Annotated in this window: 20 protein-coding genes; 4 read left to right on the plus strand and 16 right to left on the minus strand. The window is 31.3% G+C overall.

All coding sequences use genetic code 11. The features are described from left to right. Positions 1 to 95 precede the first annotated feature (95 nt). The 9 genes from ACQYZ7_RS06785 to ACQYZ7_RS06825 form a co-directional block, all read right to left on the minus strand. Positions 96 to 2618: a YARHG domain-containing protein gene (locus ACQYZ7_RS06785; protein WP_430729016.1), complete on the minus strand. Its 2523-nt coding sequence runs from the start codon at positions 2616 to 2618 to the stop codon at positions 96 to 98. Between the two features lie 11 nt (positions 2619 to 2629). After that, on the minus strand, positions 2630 to 3127 hold the full coding sequence (locus ACQYZ7_RS06790) for a hypothetical protein (RefSeq protein WP_430729017.1): 498 nt from the start codon (positions 3125 to 3127) through the stop codon (positions 2630 to 2632). Positions 3128 to 3414: 287 nt separating this feature from the next. Further along, positions 3415 to 3765, minus strand: coding sequence for a hypothetical protein (locus tag ACQYZ7_RS06795; protein ID WP_430729018.1), 351 nt, complete (start codon positions 3763 to 3765; stop codon positions 3415 to 3417). A gap of 17 nt (positions 3766 to 3782) precedes the next feature. Further along, positions 3783 to 4424 carry a hypothetical protein gene (locus ACQYZ7_RS06800; RefSeq protein ID WP_430729019.1) on the minus strand — a complete coding sequence of 214 codons (642 nt, stop codon included), beginning with the start codon at positions 4422 to 4424 and terminating at the stop codon, positions 3783 to 3785. A gap of 225 nt (positions 4425 to 4649) precedes the next feature. After that, a complete protein-coding gene (locus ACQYZ7_RS06805; protein ID WP_430729020.1) occupies positions 4650 to 4970 on the minus strand; it encodes a hypothetical protein in 321 nt (106 codons plus the stop codon). Then, positions 4967 to 5491 (minus strand): hypothetical protein, encoded by a 525-nt coding sequence (locus ACQYZ7_RS06810; protein WP_430729021.1) that lies wholly within the window; start codon positions 5489 to 5491, stop codon positions 4967 to 4969. The genes ACQYZ7_RS06805 and ACQYZ7_RS06810 overlap by 4 nt, the downstream gene beginning before the upstream one ends. Before the next feature lie 139 nt (positions 5492 to 5630). Beyond that, entirely contained in the window at positions 5631 to 6029 is a 399-nt protein-coding gene (locus ACQYZ7_RS06815; RefSeq protein WP_430729022.1) for a DUF6678 family protein, read from the minus strand. A 443-nt stretch (positions 6030 to 6472) separates the two neighbouring features. Beyond that, entirely contained in the window at positions 6473 to 7270 is a 798-nt protein-coding gene (locus ACQYZ7_RS06820) for a GIY-YIG nuclease family protein (RefSeq protein WP_430729023.1), read from the minus strand. 186 nt (positions 7271 to 7456) lie between these two features. Next, positions 7457 to 7990 carry a hypothetical protein gene (locus ACQYZ7_RS06825; protein WP_430729024.1) on the minus strand — a complete coding sequence of 178 codons (534 nt, stop codon included), beginning with the start codon at positions 7988 to 7990 and terminating at the stop codon, positions 7457 to 7459. 478 nt (positions 7991 to 8468) lie between these two features. Between ACQYZ7_RS06825 and ACQYZ7_RS06830 the strand changes: the two genes are divergently transcribed. Beyond that, positions 8469 to 9536 (plus strand): tyrosine-type recombinase/integrase, encoded by a 1068-nt coding sequence (locus ACQYZ7_RS06830; protein WP_430729025.1) that lies wholly within the window; start codon positions 8469 to 8471, stop codon positions 9534 to 9536. Here the strand turns inward: ACQYZ7_RS06830 and ACQYZ7_RS06835 are convergent, their stop codons facing one another. Next, on the minus strand, positions 9537 to 11741 hold the full coding sequence (locus ACQYZ7_RS06835) for an endonuclease MutS2 (RefSeq protein WP_430729268.1): 2205 nt from the start codon (positions 11739 to 11741) through the stop codon (positions 9537 to 9539). 159 nt (positions 11742 to 11900) lie between these two features. On the opposite strand from ACQYZ7_RS06835, the gene ACQYZ7_RS06840 reads away from it, so the two are divergent. Beyond that, positions 11901 to 12566 (plus strand): uracil-DNA glycosylase, encoded by a 666-nt coding sequence (locus ACQYZ7_RS06840; RefSeq protein ID WP_430729026.1) that lies wholly within the window; start codon positions 11901 to 11903, stop codon positions 12564 to 12566. Here ACQYZ7_RS06840 and ACQYZ7_RS06845 read toward each other — a convergent pair. Both ACQYZ7_RS06845 and ACQYZ7_RS06850 read right to left on the minus strand, forming a co-directional pair. Beyond that, positions 12553 to 13569 (minus strand): glycosyltransferase family protein, encoded by a 1017-nt coding sequence (locus ACQYZ7_RS06845; RefSeq protein WP_430729027.1) that lies wholly within the window; start codon positions 13567 to 13569, stop codon positions 12553 to 12555. The genes ACQYZ7_RS06840 and ACQYZ7_RS06845 overlap by 14 nt on opposite strands. 97 nt (positions 13570 to 13666) lie before the next feature. Further along, entirely contained in the window at positions 13667 to 14539 is an 873-nt protein-coding gene (locus ACQYZ7_RS06850) for a UDP-2,3-diacylglucosamine diphosphatase (protein ID WP_430729028.1), read from the minus strand. Between the two features lie 259 nt (positions 14540 to 14798). Between ACQYZ7_RS06850 and ACQYZ7_RS06855 the strand changes: the two genes are divergently transcribed. Beyond that, positions 14799 to 15890: a DUF2911 domain-containing protein gene (locus tag ACQYZ7_RS06855; RefSeq protein ID WP_430729029.1), complete on the plus strand. Its 1092-nt coding sequence runs from the start codon at positions 14799 to 14801 to the stop codon at positions 15888 to 15890. 72 nt (positions 15891 to 15962) lie between these two features. On the opposite strand, the gene secA is transcribed toward ACQYZ7_RS06855, so the two are convergent. From secA to ACQYZ7_RS06875, 4 genes are all read right to left on the minus strand, one after another. Further along, positions 15963 to 19313, minus strand: a complete 3351-nt coding sequence (gene secA, locus ACQYZ7_RS06860) for a preprotein translocase subunit SecA (RefSeq protein WP_430729030.1) — start codon at positions 19311 to 19313, stop codon at positions 15963 to 15965. Between the two features lie 127 nt (positions 19314 to 19440). Continuing rightward, positions 19441 to 19662, minus strand: a complete 222-nt coding sequence (locus ACQYZ7_RS06865) for a DUF2795 domain-containing protein (protein ID WP_047789198.1) — start codon at positions 19660 to 19662, stop codon at positions 19441 to 19443. A gap of 99 nt (positions 19663 to 19761) precedes the next feature. Further along, positions 19762 to 20334, minus strand: coding sequence for a cob(I)yrinic acid a,c-diamide adenosyltransferase (locus ACQYZ7_RS06870; protein WP_430729031.1), 573 nt, complete (start codon positions 20332 to 20334; stop codon positions 19762 to 19764). Positions 20335 to 20353: 19 nt separating this feature from the next. Then, positions 20354 to 20761, minus strand: coding sequence for an acyl-CoA thioesterase (locus ACQYZ7_RS06875; RefSeq protein WP_430729032.1), 408 nt, complete (start codon positions 20759 to 20761; stop codon positions 20354 to 20356). 172 nt (positions 20762 to 20933) lie between these two features. On the opposite strand from ACQYZ7_RS06875, the gene dnaA reads away from it, so the two are divergent. Next, on the plus strand, positions 20934 to 22358 hold the full coding sequence (dnaA, locus tag ACQYZ7_RS06880; RefSeq protein ID WP_430729033.1) for a chromosomal replication initiator protein DnaA: 1425 nt from the start codon (positions 20934 to 20936) through the stop codon (positions 22356 to 22358). Positions 22359 to 22372: the final 14 nt, after the last annotated feature.

Here is a 22372-nt window from a genome sequence, read left to right on the forward strand (position 1 = left end):
CTTTCCTCTTTTTATTTTGCTCTCATTACTACTATTATCCATTTTTATTAAAAATAACAGGTCAAATTTCTAAGAATAATCTAAGCTGACTTATGTTAATTATACTCTCCCGTTGCGTGTGAAAAATCTATAGTAAAATCATCTTTTATCTTAAACTGAAAATCAATAATCTCTTGTGTTAACCAACTATCGTACTCATTTTCCTCAAGACGATTATCTTCAATAATAATATGCAATGCCTTTTCTTTATGATTAAAATGAATTGAAATATTATCTACCACATCACTGTTAATACTTTCAATATCTTCACCCAATACATTTTTATCAATATCTGTTGCTATTGAAAAAGTAAGTTTATTTGATTTTGAAACACTCTTAGCATCTATAGATTTAATGAATTTTCTTAGTATGGGATAGTACTTCTCATAATTACTAGGAAAATCTATATTATCTTGATGTTTATTTTTTAAACTTTGTATTGCTCCAGTTGCGATATCAATACGTTTTTGTTCATACATTTTTATGAGTCTCACGTTTTCTTCTTCAATATCATTTAAGACAATCTCAACACCTTCTTCTGGTTGATACCATCCCATGTCTGAAAAAAAATCTGTTAACTCCTGATTACCAAAAGCAAAACCTTTTCTGGCAAAAATCTCATTACGTAAGAGTGAGAGCCACCACCTATTTAGAGGTTTTAGGTATTCTTCAGGAATCAAACTAGTATTTAATCTATCATGAATAAGAAGTCTGTTTTTGTAGGGATTATATCCATTATTAGAAATCCACAAGTGTTTATTGGTTATAGACTTTATAAAAGAAACTTGTAATGCACTATAATCTATCAATTTACTATTATTAGTAAAATCTAACTGCTTCCCTATAAACATTAGATTCTCTAGTCCATTTAATGATTTTAATTCTGATAGATTATGAAGATCTAGCTCTTCGTTTACTTTCTCTAAGCTACTAAACCCTGTTAAATCTTCTATTGCATAGTTTCGCCTTAAGTATATTTTATTTGCGCTTTTTAAATTATTAAAACCACTAAGATTGGATAATTTACGATTTTCATCTATCCATAAATAATCTATAAAGTTTATATTTTTGAATCCCTTAATACCTTTAAGCACTGGGTTATCTTCAATATCGAACCTACCGTTTATTGTTTTTAAACGATTAAACCCTTCAACTATCTTTAATAGTTTATTATCTTTGATTTGTACCCCTTCTGTTACGGTCTTAAGGCCATTAAAGCCAGACAATGACTCTAACTTTTCATTATCTGTTATCGTTATTTTTCCGATTTTAACGATTGAGTTAGGTCCACTAAAATGCACCAACGTTTCCTCACTTCGTAGAAAAAATCCTTTTTTTATTTGCGTAAGTTTTATAAATGAATTTGTCAAATCAATAACATCTAGATCTGTACCAATACCAAAATCTTCTACAGTAGTTAGACTTTCAAATCCATTTAAGAATTTTAAGTGGTTAAGTGTGAGGCTTAAGCTCTCTCCTATGTTCTTTAAACCATTAAAACCTGTTACGTTTTCTAGGGAATTTTTAGAAAGCGATACATTTTCTTTAACTACGGCTATATTATTTAAACCTGTAATCTCTTTTAAAGATTCGTTTTTATAAATAGCGATTGTATTTATGGTATCCTTTAATGTATTTACACCATTAATATCATTTAGTAGTGGGTTTTCTATTATGCGTAAATCTCCTTTTACAGTAATTAGTTTTTTTAATCCATTTAAACTGGTCAATTTATTATTCTTATTGATATCAAAGTCTTTTCCTATACTTTTTAAGGACTTTAACCCTTCTAAGTTCTTAAGGTTATTGTTTTGCTTAATATATAGAAATTTTCCAATTGCTGTAAGTTTCTCAAGACCTTCTAAACTCTCTATTAAGGGATTACTATTTATTTGTACTTCTTCATCTACAGTACTAAGTTTTCTTAATCCTTTTAAATCTTTAAGGTTTGCATTACTTCTTATTCCTAAATAACCATCTTTAACAGCTTTTATATTATGTAAACCTTCTAAACTTCTAATTGATAAGTTTGAACTTACTATAAGATGTTGTCCTACTAATGTGATACCAGATAGTTGAGAGATATCTTGCAACCTTTTATTTTTATAAACTTGTAAACCTCCTAATAATTCTCCTGAGAGATTACTAAGACCTTCTATACTTTTGAGCATAGGGTTATAGGAGATATTGAGCTGATGTACCTTTTTTAATTTTTTTAAGGCGTCAATATTATCTAATGATTCATTATCTCTAATCACTAGTTCTCCAGAAACCTCTGTTAAATTATCAAGCCCCTCTAAAGATGTTAATGACTCGTTTCCTTCTTCTAGATCTCGTTTGTAGTCATAAATACCTATATACACATTACCCTTAACCACTTTTAAGGATTTAAGCTGTGCTAAATTTGTAAGACTTGTTTTATAAATCTCAAGATTACCTTCAATTGTAGTGTATTCCCCTTGTAAAAAAGTATCTAGATCTTTAGGATATACAACACCTTGCCAAACCTTAGAACTTTGCCCATTTACATTTACGATAAACACTAGTAACATCAATATTTTTATAATTCTATCTATCATTTTTTATACTTTTAACAAGAAAAACAAAAATCTGAAATCTTATGAGAGTAACAATCTTTGTTTTGTAAATTCATAAAAGAGGGATTATATCCATTACGCTCTATATCTACTTTTTCTATAATGCCTTTACTTATCTCTTCACCTTTAATCCCTTCCTCCAATAACTGTTTTTTAAGTGAGCAAAATCTATACAACTCTGGATTTTTCTTAATCACAATTTTCCCTCCTACTTCTAGTAAATTTCCTAAACCTTTTAAAGATTCTAATTTCTGATTCTTACTAATAGTGATATTCCCAGAACATTTTTGTAGTTCTTCCAGTACGGTTAAATCTACTCCTTTAAAACCTTCAATTGTAATAGTTCCTTGAACTTCTGTATAGTTGCCAGAAGCAAAATCTTTCAAGTTTTTGGTTAATAAATTGCCAGTCCAAGTTTTTTGAGCTTGAGTCTTAACGGTATTCATCATAACTGTTATTAGCAGTAACCATAATAGTTTATTTATTTTCATTTTGGTTTGATATAAATGTTTATTAATTCAAATTTAAAGTGTGTTTACTTGTTCGAAATTCATAATGTGCTTTGTTGAGTAAACAATACTGTGTAGTTAGTCATTAAGTTTCTTGATTTGGCTAATTAATGGCAACGTTTTGGGGTTTTACGTTCGGGCGGGAAATCGAAGCACAAAAGCCGATATTATTACTAAAGTTTAATTGAAAAACTACTGTTGAATTTTGCACTTCAGCCCGCCTGACGCAAAACCCTTGTTGGCGGTAGTGCTATTTTACACCAAATAAATTATATTTTTTTTATTATTTCAATAAGCCAACTACAAAAACAATCTTCACAATAATCACCCATTTGACAATTTATATATAAAATTGGAATTAAGAATATTATCAAAAATGGAATATTTGTTAGAGCTATTTTATATTCCTTTTTCTTTATTCTAATTACTAAATCTACAATAAGTCCAATTGACAAAAGTAAAAGTAATGCGAATAATAGCAAGGCTATTCCCAAACCAGCATCTGTTGGATGCTCTCTTCTTCTATTGGCTTCAAATACTATTTGTGAATAGTAATACAAACCAATAAGAGGAATTCCTACAACCAATATTCTAATAATAAAATTTTTTAAAACATTCATTACACTTTGTTATTTTACTATTGATATTTTGAAGTTATTTCATTCTCATTTATTTTTTTAAATATTTTTTTCGTTTCATTCCATAAAAATGCGTCATAAAATATTTTTTCATCTTCTGGATTTTCTTTACAAATGCCGGAAATAAATAGTCTGCTGTTCTGTTCGCAAATTGCTCTATCTTCTGCGAAAAGACAAGAGTGTTCTTCACCTAATGGCAAATTGTAAATTTTACCATCTCTCACATCAATTATAAATCCATTTATGCAACTTGAACCACATCCGAAAATAACACCAATATAATAACTTGCGAAATCTGGATTATCAGATTTATAAGCGTCAATAATTCTTGTTTTGAAATATTTTGCATTTTCATTACTCGAAAAATCTAATTTTGCCTTTTTGGTAACTGAAAATTTTTCAGTAGCAAATTTGTCAAAGTCCAACGACTTTTTATAATTCTGTTCTTCATTAATTTCAGATAAAGTGTCTTGAGTAATTTCAGGATTAATTATTGTGTCAACATTCTTTTTTTGAATACTATCTTTCTTCGAAACTTCTTCAATTTGAGTGTCATTTTGAAATTCAGTTGATTTTTTAGTTTTTTCTTTACAAGAAATAAAGAATAAGTAAAGAATTAAAAATAAGTTTGAAATTTTCATTAAATGTCTAATTTGTTGTTTATAGTTTCGTGTGTAGTTCACGAAGAAGGCTAAAGATACACAATATAGTTGTTAGAGGAGCAATTAACGGTTTTGTGTATGGTTAGTTGCGTGTTTAAGCAACTAATTTAGTAAACAAAAACGAACGCAAGAAAATTCCGAAGGAATTTTCCAAATAGGCACTTGCCAAAGCAATTAATTATACACGTTGTTACCACACGTTTTTTATCCGATTAAGTCTATAATTTGATACCTTAACAAGTATATAATTATCAAAATAAAAATCGTAACTAAATTGGCTTTTACTTTATTTAATTCCTTGTTCTTATAACGTTTGAATGTTCCAAATGATAGAACACTTAAAATGATAACTAATGGTAAATATTCCAAAATCAAATTGACATACCATAGGTCTGCTATTCTACCAGATTCCGTTCCTTCTCCAAACATAAACCAAAAGATGAGAACTTGTAAGATTATAATTAAGAAAGCTAGAGCTGAATAAATTACTGTGTTTATTAAAATGTTTTTTGCCGTATTTTTCATTTTATTTTTTCGGTCAGAATTGCCGTCAGATTGGTGTATTCAAGTTCAGTCATTGATTTTTTTGGAATAAGATAGTTTTCTTTGTTAGATAATAAGTAAACAAACATCTCATTAATTTCCGCTGGTTTAAAGTCAGTCCATTTTTCAACTACTTTTTCATTTTCTTGAATTATCTCAAAGTAATCTTTAGTCAGAATTAATTTATGACTTTTAATTTTTTCAACACCATCTAAATATTCCTTTACTTTTTTTCTTTTTACCCATATTCCGTATGCTTTAATCAGATAACTTATAAGATTATACAAGAAAATAAGTCCGATAATTATAGTCAATATATGAGCTGAACTTTCGCTTATTGTATTATGTAAAACAAAAGGAAATATCAAGGAAGAAATTAATAAGTTCTGAAAAGGTCTTTTCGTAGTTTCACTTTTGAAATAATTCACTTGATTTCCATTGAAATAGACTTCTTCAAAGTCTTTTCGGTTAAATTTAAGTTCTATTTCTGTTGATTTGTTCAAATGTGTGGTAACGGTTTTGGCTATGGTTTCGTTGCGTGAAAATCCGGGAGGATTTTCCGCCGTAAACCGAAGATAGCAAATTGCGAGGATTTTCGATAGAAAATCAGAAGCAATGAACTATAGCCGGTGTTGTGTAACGTTATTTATATCCATATATTTTCAGAGTTCGATTGTCTTTTTCCAAATTAAAAACTCCAGTTTTATTAATCAGATATTCAATTTCAGAGATGTTTTGGTGATTTTCAGAAATTGTCTGTCGTGAAACTCGCTTATTATTGATCGTTATCATTTCTTGAGGGAATTCAATCCATTCAATTTCTTTATATAAAATAGGCTCAATGAAAAAAGGACTGAAATCAACAATATTAAATTCAGTTTCCGAAATTTTGTCTCGCCCAATTAGTTTATAACGGATTAGTAAAGAATCAAATTTCTCAATTAGAATCTCTAATAGTTTTTCCCATTTAGAATTATTCATAAATGACGAAAAATTACTTTCACGAATTATCTTTTCAATATTTTTTTCAGTTAAAGTCATTTCCTCCATTTAGTTATTCTAATGTTACACAACGCTCTAGGTGTATGGCGTGTGAGGCAAAGCCTCATGAGGAGCCATAATTGTGCCTCATTCGTTATACATTTTGTTGTTTATAGTTTCGTGTGTAGTTCACGAAGAAGTCTAAAGGTACACAATATAATTGTTAGAGGTGCAATTAACCTAGAGCGTTGGTAATAATTAGTAGAAAAGGAGTGTTTGTTAAAACACGGTTTCTACGTGCCGCAGGCAATTATTACCAACGGTCTTGTATATGGCTCGTAGCGTGCAAATTATGAAAATATTTTCGGATTTAGCACGAGCCGAATTTTTTAATTTTTCTTATTATCTTTTTTCTCAATAAGCCAAATTAAAAAATTTGGCGGACTAGCAAATATACCTTAACTTCGATTAAGCAACTGACTAGCTATGAGTTATATACGTTGTTACAAGCAGTTTTTATATCCGCTCATTTCTTTTCTAATAATTGCTAAATCATTAAAATTCAGATTGAACCATTCTCCTCTGGTTCTCTTTTCTGAAAATAATTTATGTAAACGTCTTTCTTCCGAAACAGGTGCAATCCAAGTTGTTATTAAATCCCAACTTGGGTTTATTCCTTGTAACGTTTTCTCTCTCTTTTTTGGATAAAAACTTTCTCCAATTTTAATAAGGTTGTTTGTCGAATCGAGTAATAAATATACTTTTTTAATTTTCGATTCATCTACTTTCACAGATTTAGCATCTTCATTAAAAAACCATCTGTATACTTCAAGTTTGTCAAGTGTTGGAAATGTCAAAAGTCCTTTTGAACCAGCAGTTTTTATAAACATAGTTCCTTTTGGTAAATTATTTGTCTCACTTCCGAAAGTTATGAAACCCATTTTTTCGAAAGTTCCTCTACATTGGGTTTGGAAAGTATTGAAACTTTCCACTACGTCAAGTTCAGGGAATCTATTCGAAATCAGCTTACAAAATTCGATTGACAAAATTGTCCTTTCATAAAGCTCAAGATTTAGTGAAAGAAGCAAACCTAAACCAGTTAATTTTTTTGTGCTATCAATATATAAAAGCATAAATTCAATATGCTCTCTTTCATCATAAATTAAAACTCCGTAGCATCTTTCATTCAGACGAGTAATTACATTATTTATTGGTCCATTATCCTGTTCATTAAACCTGTAGATTGATTCATCGTCAAAGTCATAAAAGTGTTCATCAAAATATGAATTAATGTCTATCATTCAAATGTAGTCGAGAGTTTCTTTAAATTGCTTGTAACGGTCTAGTGTATGATTTCGTTGCGTGTTTAAGCACTAAAGTTAGCAAATAAATCACAGATAGAAAGTCCGCGAGGACTTTCGTAAGTAGGCTATAACTAGCAATGAATTATACACATTGTTGTGGGCAGGTTTTTTACGTTGCAGTTCTTATTTCCACTTTAAACCTTGCATATTCTCCATATCAATCTTCATGATATATTCGTTTTCTCCAATGTAATCATTCAAGATTCTCTCAGAGAATCCAGAACCTCCAGAATTTTTTGCTTTTATTAAAACTCTAAAAAGTGGATAGAATGACTTAGTATAATTATCAGAGTTAGAAAATTCTTCAAATTTCAGAGTCTCATTTGTATCACATATTATTAAAGTTCCTTTTCCACAACTAAACCTTTTAGCACATTCCAATCTTGCTGTAAAACTTGCTATTTTATTTTTTTTGCTAAGTCGTTGACACGACCTAAATAGTATTGGTCTTTCTGAAGGTAAATAATTTTTCAAGACTATCTCCCAAACGTCGAAGAAGGCTTTTCGTTTTTCGTCTGATGTAGTTAAAATCCAATTGGAAATAAATGTGCTTGTTTGGGGCTTTATTTCAGCATCTTTTTGTAAAATTTCAATTAGATTTTCAGCTATTTCTATCTTTTCACTTTTGGTTAATCTATATTGAAATGTGTCATTCATATTCTGTAGATAAGCGTTTGTTTTTCAATTTTTGGACTTAATTTTTAGATATGCGGTTTTTTCAACTTGCCCACAACGCTCTAGGTGTATGGCGTGTGAGGCACAGCCTCATGAGTAGCCATAATTGTGCCTCATTCGTTATACATTTTGTTGTTTATAGTTTCGTGTGTAGTTCACGAAGAAAGCTAAAGATACACAATATAGTTGTTAGAGGAGCAATTAACCTAGAGCGTTGGTAATAATTAGTAGAAAAGGAGTGTTTGTTAAAACACGGTTTCTACGTGCCGCAGGCAATTATTACCAACACACAAATATATAGACATTTTCTTATCCCTCCAAATTGTTTTGTTTTAAATGATGTGTTCTGTTTAATGTGGTTTAAATCAGTTGTTTATGTTTTGTTTTTACTGTCTGTAATTTGTATATAAAAATCAAATTACTTAAATTCGACAAACGAATTAATATACAAATTATAGACATGAATTTTTCTCAATATACATTTACACCCAACCAACATAATGGAGAAAACAGAATCTTTATATCTTTTCAGTATACGATTGAAAAGAAAAATGCGTTGAGAAAAAGATTTCCATCTGCTAAATGGAGTAAAACGAAACGCGTTTGGCACCTCCCAGATTTGCCTGTTGTGCGAAAGGCTCTAAACATACCTTTAAAATCTGTTTTTACTCAACAAAATTCTAAAATTCATACAATTAACGAACAAGCGCTTTCTAACTTTATAGCTCAATTAGAGCTCAAAGCATATAGCCAAAATACGATCAAAATCTATGTTTCTGAATTTATACATCTCCTAAAGATTTTAAAAAATTATTCAGTTAATAACCTTACACCTAAACGCCTCAAAGACTACTTTTTGTATTGCGTAAAAGTAGAAAAAATGAAAGAACGGAAAATTAATGGAAAAATCAATGCTATAAAGTTTTACTTTGAACAAGTATTACATCAAGAACGTATGTTTTTTGATATTCCTCGTCCTAAAAAACCACAGACTTTGCCTAAAATGCTGAGTAAAACAGATATTAGAAAAACGTTCAAAGCGGTAGAAAACCCAAAACACTTACTAATGCTACAATTGTGTTACGGAATGGGTTTGCGAGTAAGTGAAGTAGTAGGATTGAAAATAACACATATAGATAGCAAACGTATGCAGGTACTTATACTAGAAGGAAAAGGTAAAAAAGATCGTTATGTAAACCTACCAGAATCTGTTCTCACACTTTTGCGAACATACTACAAATCGTATAAACCAAAAAGTTGGTTATTTGAAGGTCAGTATGGTGGGCAGTATAGTGCTACAAGCGTACAAAAAGTATTTAAAAGAGCGATGAAAAAAGCTGGTATTAACAAACAAATAGGTATTCATGGGCTACGTCATAGTTATGCAACACATTTGTTAGAAAGTGGTGCAGATTTACGTTTTATTCAGAAGCTTTTAGGTCATCATAGTATCAAAACAACGCAAACCTACACACATGTATCTAAAGCATCTATTAAAAACATAAGTAGCCCTTTAGATAGCTTATAGCTATTTTTTAGCGCGTTCCACCAATTCTAACTGTTCAATTTTTGCTTCAGTGGTAAATATCCCGTAATTAATAAACGCTTTTTTCTTTTCTACTTTATCAATAGTACCCACGGCATTTCCATCAACTAAACGAACACGATCTCCTACTTTAAAAATATAAGCAGCTTTTTCTTTGGCAATTTTTTCGGCCTCTTTTTCTTTTTCTTCTCGAACCTTTACAACTTTTTGTAGTACTTCTTTTTCTACTTTTTTAATCGCTTCTTGTTGTTGTTGGGCAACAACTTTGTCTTGTTTTTTTTCTATTTTGGTTTTCTTCTCAGGCGGATTCTTTTTTAAATGCTTTGTTTTTTCAGCGGTTGCCCATTTAAAAAAGTTAGTAGATAATTCTTTTTTATTGTTGGTTTGAAAGTACTTGTTCAATAACTCATTAATCTTTCTACCCAACGAAAGCATACGTTGATTGTTATCGTACAATTCTTGAAAACCTTCTAGCTTTTCACGTATTTTAAGTTCTTTTTCTTGTAAGTTTTCAATATGTTCTTGTCCTTTAGATTTTTGTTTGTCTAAGCTTTCAGATGTTTTTTGTAAACGATTTCGCTCTTTTTGAAGTTTAGAAATCGTTTTGTCTAAACGAACTTTTTCAGTTTCAACACGTTTTTTTGCACGGTTGATTAAACTATATGGAATTCCGTTTTTTTGTGCTACTTCAAAGGTGAATGAGCTTCCTGCTTGTCCAACATACAGTTTATACAAAGGTTCCAAAGTACGTTCGTTAAACTGCATATTGGCATTGGTAACATTATCTAACTCATCTGCCAATACTTTTAGGTTTGCATAATGCGTAGTAATAATTCCGAAGGCTTTTTTCTCGTAAAACTCTTCTAAGAAAATCTCAGCCAAAGCACCTCCTAACTCAGGATCAGAACCCGTACCAAATTCATCAATTAAAAACAAGGTATTATCGTTACATTTTCTAAGAAAATAACGCATGTTCTTTAATCGATAACTATAAGTACTTAATTGATTTTCGATGGATTGATTATCGCCAATATCGGTTAAAATAGTGTCAAAAAGTGAAGTTTCACTACGTTCATGAACAGGAATTAACAATCCGCTTTGTAACATGATTTGTAATAAACCAATGGTTTTTAAGGTGATACTTTTTCCACCAGCATTCGGTCCTGAAATAACAATAATTTGTTGTTGTTCACTTAATTGAATGGTTTGCGGTATTATCTCTATATTTTTAGCCTTGTTTTTTTGCCATAAAATAGGGTGGAAAGCATTTTTGAAAAACACTTTTTTTTCTTTGGTAATCTTAGGTAATAATGCATGAATGCTACGAGCATATTTTGCTTTGGCACCTATAACATCTAAATGTGTTAAAAATAAAATATACTCGGTAAGTAAAGGGGTGTAAGGTCTTATTTCAGAAGCTAAAGCCCTAAGTATACGTACTACTTCTTGTTTTTCTTCATACAATAAGTTTTGCATTTCTCTGCTGTAAGAAAGAGTTGCTTGAGGTGCGATATACACAATGTTTCCAGATTTAGATGAACCTAGTAAGCTTCCTTTAACTTTACGCCTATGCATTGCTAAAACAGCTAAAACACGTTGGTTATCAACAACAGTTTCTTTAATGTCATCTAAGTATCCACTAGCTATGTTTTTACTTAAGGCACGAGAAAAACTTTCTGAAATTTTACCTCTAATTGAGCCAATTTCCTTTCGTATTTGTTTTAAAGAAGGAGAAGCATTGTCGGCAACTTCACCATACGGAGTAATAATTTTTTTAATACTATCTACAATAACAGAGGTGAATTCAATTGTATCACTTAAAGCGGATAGTGTAGGGTAGTAGGTTTCGAATTTCTTTAAAAATTTCTTTTGCTCGTTTACCGTTTCTGAAACGGCAGAAATTTTTAAAAAACCATCTGTTTCTAAAAAGCTATTTTCAATAGCGAGTCGCTTAATTTCTTCAGAAACATCTTCAAAGTGATGATTCGGAATTCTGTTTTCGTTTTCAAACGAAGCTAAGTACTCATTCACCATATTCAACTCAAAAAACAATTTTTTCTTGTTTGAAATAGGCTGAATTTGCATTGTTTTCTCTTTTCCTAAACCTGAAATACAATGCGTTGAAACTTGTTCTAAAACCGTTGTAAATTCTAAATCTTGAAGTGTTTTTTCTGTAATACTCACTATCAAATTTTTATTTTTGTTTTTAATTGTCACATCGAGTTAATTTGTGAGGAACAAACAAATTTGTATCCAGATATAAAGAGTTCTCGATACATTTTTCTTCCTTTGTCAGAAAATCACTCGAACTGACAGATTTTTTGAGAACCACAAAAATAACAAACAATGCAAGTAAAAATTAACGATAGCTGGAAAAATATTTTACAAACTGAATTTAAGAAACCGTATTTTGAAAATCTTGCAGACTTTGTTAAAAACGAATACACAAAGTATACGTGTTACCCGAAAGACTCAGATATTTTTGCTGCGTTTGATTTTTGTGCGTTAGATGATTTAAAAGTGGTAATAATTGGTCAAGATCCATACCATGGAGTAGGGCAGGCAAACGGATTGTGCTTTTCGGTTCATGACGGAATTTCGCATCCACCGTCACTGATCAATATTTTTAAAGAAATTGAAAAAGATGTAGATATTCCGTACCCAAAAAGTGGCGATTTATCGCGTTGGGCAAAACAAGGAGTATTGTTGTTAAATGCTACCTTAACGGTAAGAGCGAGTGAGGCAGGAAGTCACCAAAAACAAGGTTGGGAACAGTTTACCGATGCTGTGATTCAAAAAATATCCGAAGAAAAAGAAGATGTGGTGTTTTTGCTTTGGGGCGGTTTTGCCAAGAAAAAAGTAAAACTAATTAATCAAAAAAAGCATCATGTACTAATGTCAGGGCATCCATCACCATTAAGTGCTAATAGAGGTTATTGGTTTGATAACAAACATTTTTCTAAAACCAACGATTTTTTACAAAGTATTGGAGCAGCAACTATTCAATGGTAATTTCTGGTAAAATAGTTTTGTTGTAATACGGTAAAATAATTGCATCTAGCATATCTTCAGTAACATCAGGGTAGTGGACTTCAACAATGTTGTTAGAGTTAATCCACTTTTCAATTTTAGGAAGCTGTTTTTTACTCAATTTTTTTACAACAGTAACTCCCATTTCTTTTAAAGTAACAGCGTTGCACTGTTGTTCGTATTGATTTTTCATAGGAATAACCAATAGCTTTTTACGTAAATATAAAGCCTCTGTAGGTGTTGCAAAGCCTGCACCACAAACTATCCCTTTAGCAGAAGCCATACTTTTGATAAATACATCGTCGTTAATTGGTAGGATTGTAATATTATGGAAAAACTGATGCTCTTTCGTTTTTTTTGAAAACACTTGCCATTTTATATTTTTTATTTTTGAAAGTACTTTTATAATTTTTTCATCACTATAAGAAGGAAGATACACAGTGTAGTGGCCTTTGTTAGTACTATTTCTATAGCGGATTTCTTTACGAATAATAGGCAAGAAGGTAGAAGAGGAGTGTGTTTTAAAATGAAATCCGAATTTGTTTTTTGCAGGAGCGTAGTACTTTATAATTAAACGTTCTAACCTAAACTTTTTAAAAGCCGAATTTTTCTCATTTAATAACGCATTTTGGTTACTTAAAGAAATAATAGGTACATTTCTAAAAAGGCATGCCCAGGCAGAAATAGGCTCGAAGTCATTAATAATTAGATCGTAATTTTGAACAGGTAATGATTTAATTTCTTCGTAAATCTTCTTTAGGTTTAAGTCTTTTAAAGTGCTAATTAGGTCAATTCCTCCCTTTTTACCAAAAACGAACCCTAGGCCGTGTAATTTGTATTTTATATCGAAAGGAAGGCCTATTTCGTATTGTGATCCACTAACCAATACATCTACATCACCACGCCTTTGTAAATGTGGAATAATTTCTAATGCTCTGCTTGCATGACCGTTTCCTGTTCCTTGAAAAGCATATAATATTTTCATCTTTTTAAATTTTCGTAATTGTTTGTTTTTAGAAATTTAACCATGTCAATAGGTATTGACTATTTCCTGGCTAAATGCCCATTATGGGCTTTCATGATTATTGGGTTTTAATGTTAAACTCTTTAAGTAATTCTGAAAAAAGTTCACTGTTATTGTGTTCAGAACTGATGAGTTCTAAGTCTTTTACAGTATAGTTTAAGTGAATGTCTTTAGCTACTTCATCTTTTTCATATTCGTATAAAGACCATTTTTTGTTTTTATATTCTAATGCAGTTAAATTCTCAATCCAATCGCCAGAATTTAAGTAAGTAGTACTTCCCTTTTCAGTTTTGATAGTTCTTATTTCTGGTTGATGAATATGTCCACATACCACATAATCGTACCTTTCATCAATAGCAATATCGGCAGCAGTAGTTTCAAAATTATTAATGAATTTAATAGCGCTTTTTACGCTATTTTTAATTTTTTTAGAGAAAGATAATCTGCCATAACCCATTTTATGACTTATCCAGTTTACAATGGTGTTAATCAGAATTAAAAAATCATAACCCATACCGCCTAGTTTAGCAAGCCATTTAGAGTGTTGCATGGTAACATCAAAAACATCTCCGTGGAAAAACCATCCTTTTTTACCATCGATATCTAAAACCACTTTGTTTACGATTTCAAAGCTTCCTAAACGAAACCCTTTAAATCTTCGTAGCATTTCATCATGGTTTCCTGTGATGTAGTAGACTTTTGTTCCAGAAGTAATAAAATTCATTAATTGTTTAATAACTTTCATGTGTGGTTTAGGAAAGTAACGTTTGTTAAATTGCCAAATGTCAATAATATCACCATTTAAAATTAAAATTTTTGGGTTGATGGTTTTTAGGTAATTGTTAAGTTCGGTAGCTCTACAACCAAAAGTACCCAAATGCACATCGGATATTACTACAATATCTAGTTTACGTTTTTTGTGTTTTTTCATTCTAAAGTATTCTTCGATACTTATCAAAGTTACTTTTCGAATGTTTTTAAATGATGAATTAATTATGAAGTGTTAGTAACGAAAACTTTATTAAAAAGTATTTTGAAAGTTATTAAAGGGTAAACTCTCTTCTGATAATATTTGTTAAAAGATTTTTAATAAGTGCTTGTAAATGATGTTTTAACGTATTGCTAACAGCCTTTTTTTTAAATTGTTTTTAACTTGAAAGACAAAATAATTAAACTAAACCAAAATTAAAATGAAATCAAACAATTTTACTAGAGTTATTATGTGCTTTTTAATAACGTTAAGTTTTAATTTAGAAGCACAGTTAAATTTACCACGTGGAAGCCAGCAAGCTACAGTTTCGCAACGTGTAGGGGTTACAGATATTTATATAAAATATTCTCGACCAAGTGTAGGAGGGAGAGAAATATGGGGAAAGTTAGTACCATACGGAATGAATGATTTAAGGTTTGGTACCGCTAAGGAATCTCCATGGCGTGCAGGCGCTAATGAAAATACGGTTGTTAAATTTACAAATGATGTAGCTGTTGAAGGGAAACCATTAAAAGCAGGGAAATATGGATTACATATGGTTATAAATGAAGATAATACAGCAACAGTTATTTTTTCTAAGAACCACACTGCCTGGGGAAGCTTTTTTTATGATGCAAGTGAAGATGCTTTGAGAGTTGATGTTAAGACTAAAGCAATACCTCATGTAGAGCAACTTACTTTTGATTTTACAGATGTTAATGCTACTTCAGCAATAGCTTCTTTAAGATGGGGAAAGAAGCAAGTGCCGTTTAAAATAGAAGTAGATGTAACTAATATTGTTTTAACAGATATTCGTAAAAAATTACAAGATCAACCTGGGTTTAGTAGGCAAACATGGGAGCAAGCGGCTAATTTCTCATTGAATAATGGTGGTGACTTAAACGAAGCTCTTGGTTGGATAGATAATGCTATTGCAGGACAGTTTTATAGTCAGAAAACGTTTAGAAATTTATCTATAAAAGCTCAGATACTAAATAAACTAGGTAAAACAGCTGAATATGGTAAATTGATGGATGAAGCAGCTTCAATGGCCAATACAAACCAGTTGAATCAATTAGGGTATGCTATGATTAACGCAAAAGATTATGCACGAGCAATAAAATATTTGCAAATAAATGTTGATAATAATCCAACAAGTGCAAATGCTTACGATAGTTTAGGAGAAGCATATAAATCTGCAGGAGATAAAAAGAAAGCTATAAAAGCCTTAAAAAAATCATTATCATTAAATCCGCCAGCAAATGTAAAAGCTAATTCAGAAAAATTATTAAAAGAACTAGGAGCAATGTAATAAACATACTCTGTAGTCTAAAAGTAAAAAGCTCGGTTTTACCGAGCTTTTTATATATAAATTGTTTTGAAATTACTTGTTATAAAGTACCCATTCTCCTTTTTCTAATAACGGAATGGCTTGTTTGTATTTTACTTCTTTCTCTTCACCCGACATTACATTTTTGATAGTAACTTTTTCATTACGACCAATTTTTGGCTGCTCACGCACAACAGTTTCTACTGCTTGTTGTTCTTGAGTTTGTTGGTTACGAGCATTGCTAATAGCTTGCTGAGTTGAGTTTTGAACTTCATCTTTACGTAAATCTAATTGCTCACGTTGTTCTTCACGAGCTTCTGATACTTGTGAAGCTTCTTGACTTGGTAATTTTCCCTTGAATAAGAAAGATAAAACTTCTTTGTTTACTTTATCAATCGTTTCTTGGAATAATTCGAAAGCTTCAAACTTATAAACTAATAAAGGGTCCTTTTGCTCGTACGTAGCATTTTGAACAGTTTGCTTTAATTCGTCCATTTTACGTAAGTGATCCTTCCAGTTTTCATCAATAATTGCTAAGGTGATGTTTTTTTCAAAGTCATTTATTAATGATTTTCCTTCACTTTCGTAAGCTTCTTTTAAATTGGTAACTACTTGTAAGTTTTTAGTACCATCAGTAAAAGGAACTACAATACGTTCGTAACGATCACCTTCGTTTTCAAAAACATTTTTAATTACTGGGAATGCATTTTCTGCATTTCTTTCAGCGTCGTTTTTATAGTGTTCTGTTACTATTTTGTATAACTTGTCGATTAACTCTTGGTCTGATTCTTTATTGAATTCTTCTTCAGAAAAAGGAGAAGTCATAGCAGAGAAACGAATTAACTCGAACTCAAAGTTTTGGAAATCTTTAGCTTCTTTATTTTGTCTTACAATTGAATCACAAGTATCATAAATCATATTTGCAATGTCAATTTGTAAACGTTTTCCGTCTAAGGCATGACGACGACGTTTGTATACAAACTCACGTTGTGCGTTCATAATATCATCATACTCTAGTAAACGCTTACGAATACCAAAGTTGTTTTCTTCAACTTTCTTTTGTGCTCTTTCAATAGATTTTGAAATCATAGAATGCTGAATTACTTCACCTTCTTTTAATCCCATTCTATCCATCATTTTTGCAATTCTATCTGAACCAAATAAACGCATTAAGTTATCGTCTAAAGCAATATAGAATTGAGAAGAACCTACATCTCCTTGACGTCCTGCACGACCACGTAACTGACGGTCTACACGACGTGAATCATGACGCTCTGTACCAATAATAGCTAAACCACCTGCTGCTTTTACTTCATTAGATAATTTAATATCGGTACCACGACCTGCCATGTTGGTTGCAATTGTTACTATTCCTGGTTTACCAGCTTCTGCAACTACATCAGCTTCTCTTTTGTGTAATTTTGCATTTAAGATATTGTGAGGAATCTTACGAATTTGTAACATTCTTCCTAATAATTCAGAAATTTCAACAGAAGTAGTACCAACTAATACAGGTCTTCCTTCCCCAACTAATTTTACAATATCTTCAATTACTGCGTTATACTTTTCACGAGTTGTTTTATAAACTAAATCTTGCTTATCATCTCTTTGAATTGGTTTGTTCGTAGGGATTTCAACAACATCTAACTTGTAGATTTCCCAGAATTCACCTGCTTCAGTAATCGCTGTACCTGTCATACCAGATAGCTTACGGTACATTCTAAAGTAATTCTGTAAAGTAACGGTAGCAAAAGTTTGCGTAGCGTCTTCAATCTTTACATTTTCTTTTGCTTCAATTGCTTGGTGCAATCCGTCAGAGTAACGGCGACCGTCCATAATACGACCTGTTTGCTCATCTACAATCATTACTTTATTGTCCATCACAACATATTCTACATCTTTTTCAAAAACTGAATACGCTTTTAAAAGTTGATTCATTGTGTGGATACGTTCACTCTTTATACTAAACTCTCGGTATAGCTCTTCTTTTTGATCTGCTTTTTCCTCAGGAGTAGCATCACTGTTATCTATTTGACCAACTTTTACACTAATATCTGGTAAAACAAAGAAAGTTTCATTTTTTGTGATATCAGAAAGGTGTGCAATACCTTTATCGGTTAAGTCAATTTGATTATTTTTTTCTTCAATGGTAAACCATAATTCTGCATCAACTTCAGGCATTAGCTTGTTGTTGTCTTGCATGTAAAAGTTTTCAGTTTTTTGAAGAATTTGTTTTACTCCTTCTTGCGATAAAAACTTAATTAAGGCTTTATTTTTTGGAAGACCTCTGTAAACTCTTAATAATAAGAAACCACCTTCTTTAGTATCACCTTCTTTGATTAAACGTTTTGCTTCAGCTAAAACACCTACTAAATATTTATTTTGAAGTGAAACTAAGTCAGCCACCAAAGGTTTTAACTCATTAAACTCATGAGTATCTCCTTGTGGTACTGGTCCAGAAATAATTAATGGTGTACGAGCATCATCAATTAAAACAGAATCCACCTCATCAATAATAGCGTAGTTTGGCGCACGTTGTACTAAGTCTTTCTTAGAATTTGCCATGTTATCACGCAAGTAATCGAATCCAAATTCGTTATTGGTTCCGTAAGTGATGTCTGCATTGTATGCTTCTCTACGTGCTTCAGAGTTTGGTTGGTGAAAATCAATACAGTCTGTACTTAATCCGTGGAACTCAAAAATTGGAGCCATCCACGCACGGTCACGTTTTGCTAAGTAATCATTTACAGTAACAACATGTACTCCGTTACCCGTTAAAGCATTTAAGTATACTGGTAGGGTAGAAACTAACGTTTTACCTTCCCCTGTCATCATTTCGGCAATTTTACCTTGATGCAATACAGATCCACCGATTAACTGAACATCGTAATGAATCATGTCCCAAATTACTTCTTTTCCTGCTGCATCCCATGAATTAGCCCAAAAAGCCTTGTCGCCTTCTAAGGTAATGTGTTCTCTAGTAGCTGATAATTCTCTATCAAAAGGAGTTGCAGTTACTTCTAATTCTTCATTATTGGTAAAGCGCTTTGCTGTTTCTTTTACTGCGGCAAAAGCTTCTGGCATAATGTCTAGTAAAACAGCTTCAGAAGCTTCGTAAGCTTCGTCTTTCAATTTGTCTATTTCTGCATAAATTTCTTCTTGACGATCGATGTCTGCACTTTTAGCTTCTTCCTCAAGTTCAGTTATTTTGTCAAGAAAAAATTTCGTAGCATCATTAATTTTCGATTTAAATTCGATTGTTTTTGCCCGTAACTCATCATTCGATAAACTACTTAATGAATTTTCAAAAGATCGTACCTTTTCAACGATCGGTTGTAGTGATTTTAGGTCTTTTTGTTGTTTGTCTCCAACAAATAGTTTTATAATCGAATTTAAAACGCTCATTTGTAAAATATTGTTTTATAGCTAATTAAGTTGTTTTTAATTAGCGTTTTATGTTTGTTTTATTGGGTGCTTAAAAGTAAGCAAAAAAAAAGCCTCTGTAACAGAGACTTTTTATGATTGTATTTTATTAGTATTCATCTTCATTCCAAAGATAATCTTCTTCTGTTGGGTAATCTGGCCAGATTTCAATAATAGAATCGTACGCCTCACCTTCATCTTCGATATCTTGTAAGTTTTCTACCACTTCTAACGGTGCTCCAGTACGAATAGCGTAATCAATTAATTCGTCTTTAGTTGCAGGCCAGGGTGCATCTGCTAAATAAGATGCTAATTCAAGTGTCCAATACATTTCTTTATCTGTTTAATAAGATTTCCGCAAAAATAATTTTTTTTTGTAGAAAGTCAAGTTTTTTTTAAAAAATGTGAAATCAATAATTAAAGAACTTAGTTAAAGCTTTTCAGGAATCCATTTAATTTCCTCAGCTTGTAAGTCTTGGGTCAACTTTCGTGCCAACACAAAAAGGTAGTCAGAAAGTCGGTTTAAATACTTTAAAATAGTTTCACTTATTGTTTCTTCTTCATTTAAAGCCACAGCTAATCGTTCCGATCTACGGCATACGCAGCGTGCTATGTGACAAAATGACACGGTTTGATGACCGCCTGGTAATACAAAGTGTGTCATTTGGGGTAGGTCCTTATTCATAAGGTCAATATCGTCTTCTAAAAACTGAATTGACTCTTCATTAATTTTAGGAATGTTTAAGCGTTCTTTGCCGCTTTTTAAAGTTTCCTTTTCTGGTGGTGTAGCTAACATTGCACCTAAAGTGAATAAATCGCTTTGGATTTTTGTTAATTTCTTTTTTAAAGAATCATCAATGTTTTGATCTCTAATTAACCCAATGTAAGAGTTGAGTTCATCAACGGTTCCATAACTTTCTATTCTTAAATGGTGTTTAGGAACTCGAGTGCCTCCAAATAGGGCAGTGGTACCTTTATCACCTGTTTTAGTATATATTTTCATATGTTTTTTACTTGTTTGATTAACTATTTAAGATAGCTAATTTATCTAAAATATAATCAGGACAACGCATAGGTTTTTTTGTTTTATTGTTAATAAATGCTAACACGGTGTTTCCAGTTGAAATAAGTTCGTTATTTTGATTGGTAATTTCATAGTCGAATTCAATTTTTACTGAGGGTGTTTTTTTTAAAATGGTTGTAATGGTTAATTCATCATCATATAATGCTGATTTTTTAAAGTTACAAGATAAAGAAATAACAGGCAACATGATTCCTGTTTTTTCCATATATTTGTAAGTAACGCCCAGAGAACGTAGCCATTCGGTACGACCAACCTCAAAAAATTGTGCGTAGTTTCCGTGATAAACTACTCCCATTTGATCAGTTTCAGCATACCGAACACGTATAGATGTGTAATGTTTTTGCAAAAGATTAAATTATTTTAATTTCACTAACGATACGCAAAAAAAAAATAAAAGTCAATAGTGATTTGATTTTTTTATACTAAAATTTATTCACACTTTTGTTCACCCAGACTTTCGTGTTTGGTGTCCCCTAAATCTGAATAAAAATTAACAACTAAAATTGTTTTTTACCAATATGACTAAAACAGCCGATTCAGTTTGGATGGAATGTTTGTCTTTTATTAAAGATAACATCAAACCACAGGCATACAAGACTTGGTTCGAACCGATAAAGCCAATTAAATTGGCAGGGGAAGCTTTGACAGTTCAAGTACCAAGTAAATTTTTTTACGAGTGGTTAGAAGAGCATTACATAAAACTGTTAAGAGTAGCTTTGGTTCGTCAGTTAGGAAGTGATGCAAAATTAATTTACGATGTACGTATGGAAAATACGTATAGTAGTAATAGCCCGCAAACAGTAAAAATACCTAGTTCAAACCGTAACCCTTTAAAACCGCAAAAGGTAACAATTCCGTTAGAGTCAAAACGAGAATTAAAAAACCCATTTGTTATTCCTGGACTACAAAAGGTGAAGATAGAATCTCAACTAAATCCAAATTATAATTTTGTGAATTTTGTTGAAGGTGACTCTAACCGATTGGCACGTTCTGCAGGTATGGCTGTGGCAAACAAACCAGGAGGAACTTCTTTTAATCCTTTATTAATATATGGTGGAGTTGGATTAGGAAAAACACACTTAGCTCATGCTATTGGTGTTGAGATAAAGGATAAATATCCAGATAAAACTGTGTTATATATTTCTTCTGAAAAATTTACACAACAGTTTATAGATTCGGTAAAATCAAATACAAGAAATGACTTTATTCATTTCTATCAAATGATTGATGTGTTGATTATTGATGATGTGCAATTTTTATCAGGAAAAGCAGGGACTCAAGATGTTTTCTTTCATATCTTTAATCATTTACATCAAAATGGAAAACAGGTTATTTTAACTTCGGATAAAGCTCCTGTAGATATGCAAGATATTGAACAACGTTTACTTTCTCGTTTTAAATGGGGATTATCAGCTGAGTTACAAGCTCCTGATTATGAAACAAGAATTTCTATTTTACAAAATAAATTGTATAGAGATGGTGTTGAAATGCCAGAAGAAATTGTTGAGTATATAGCAAAAAATATAAAATCGAATGTTCGTGAATTAGAAGGGGTGATTATCTCAATGATTGCTCAAGCTTCTTTCAACAGAAAAGAATTTACAATTGAGTTAGCGAAACAGATTGTAGATAAATTTGTTAAGAACACTAAAAAAGAGTTGTCCATTGATTACATTCAAAAAGTAGTATCAAAATACTTTGATATGGATGTAGCAACCTTACAATCTAAAACACGTAAACGTCATATTGTACAAGCGCGTCAGTTAGCTATGTATTTTGCAAAACGTATGACAAAGTCATCATTAGCAAGTATTGGAAGTCAAATAGGAAAAAGAGATCATGCTACTGTGTTACATGCGTGTAAAACTGTTGATAATTTGACTGAAACTGATAAGCAGTTTAAAAAGTACGTAGAAGACTTAACAAAAAAGTTAACTTTATAAACAACGAACCTCAC

The organism is Tenacibaculum sp. SDUM215027, from assembly GCF_050566205.1.
Classification (GTDB): domain Bacteria; phylum Bacteroidota; class Bacteroidia; order Flavobacteriales; family Flavobacteriaceae; genus Polaribacter.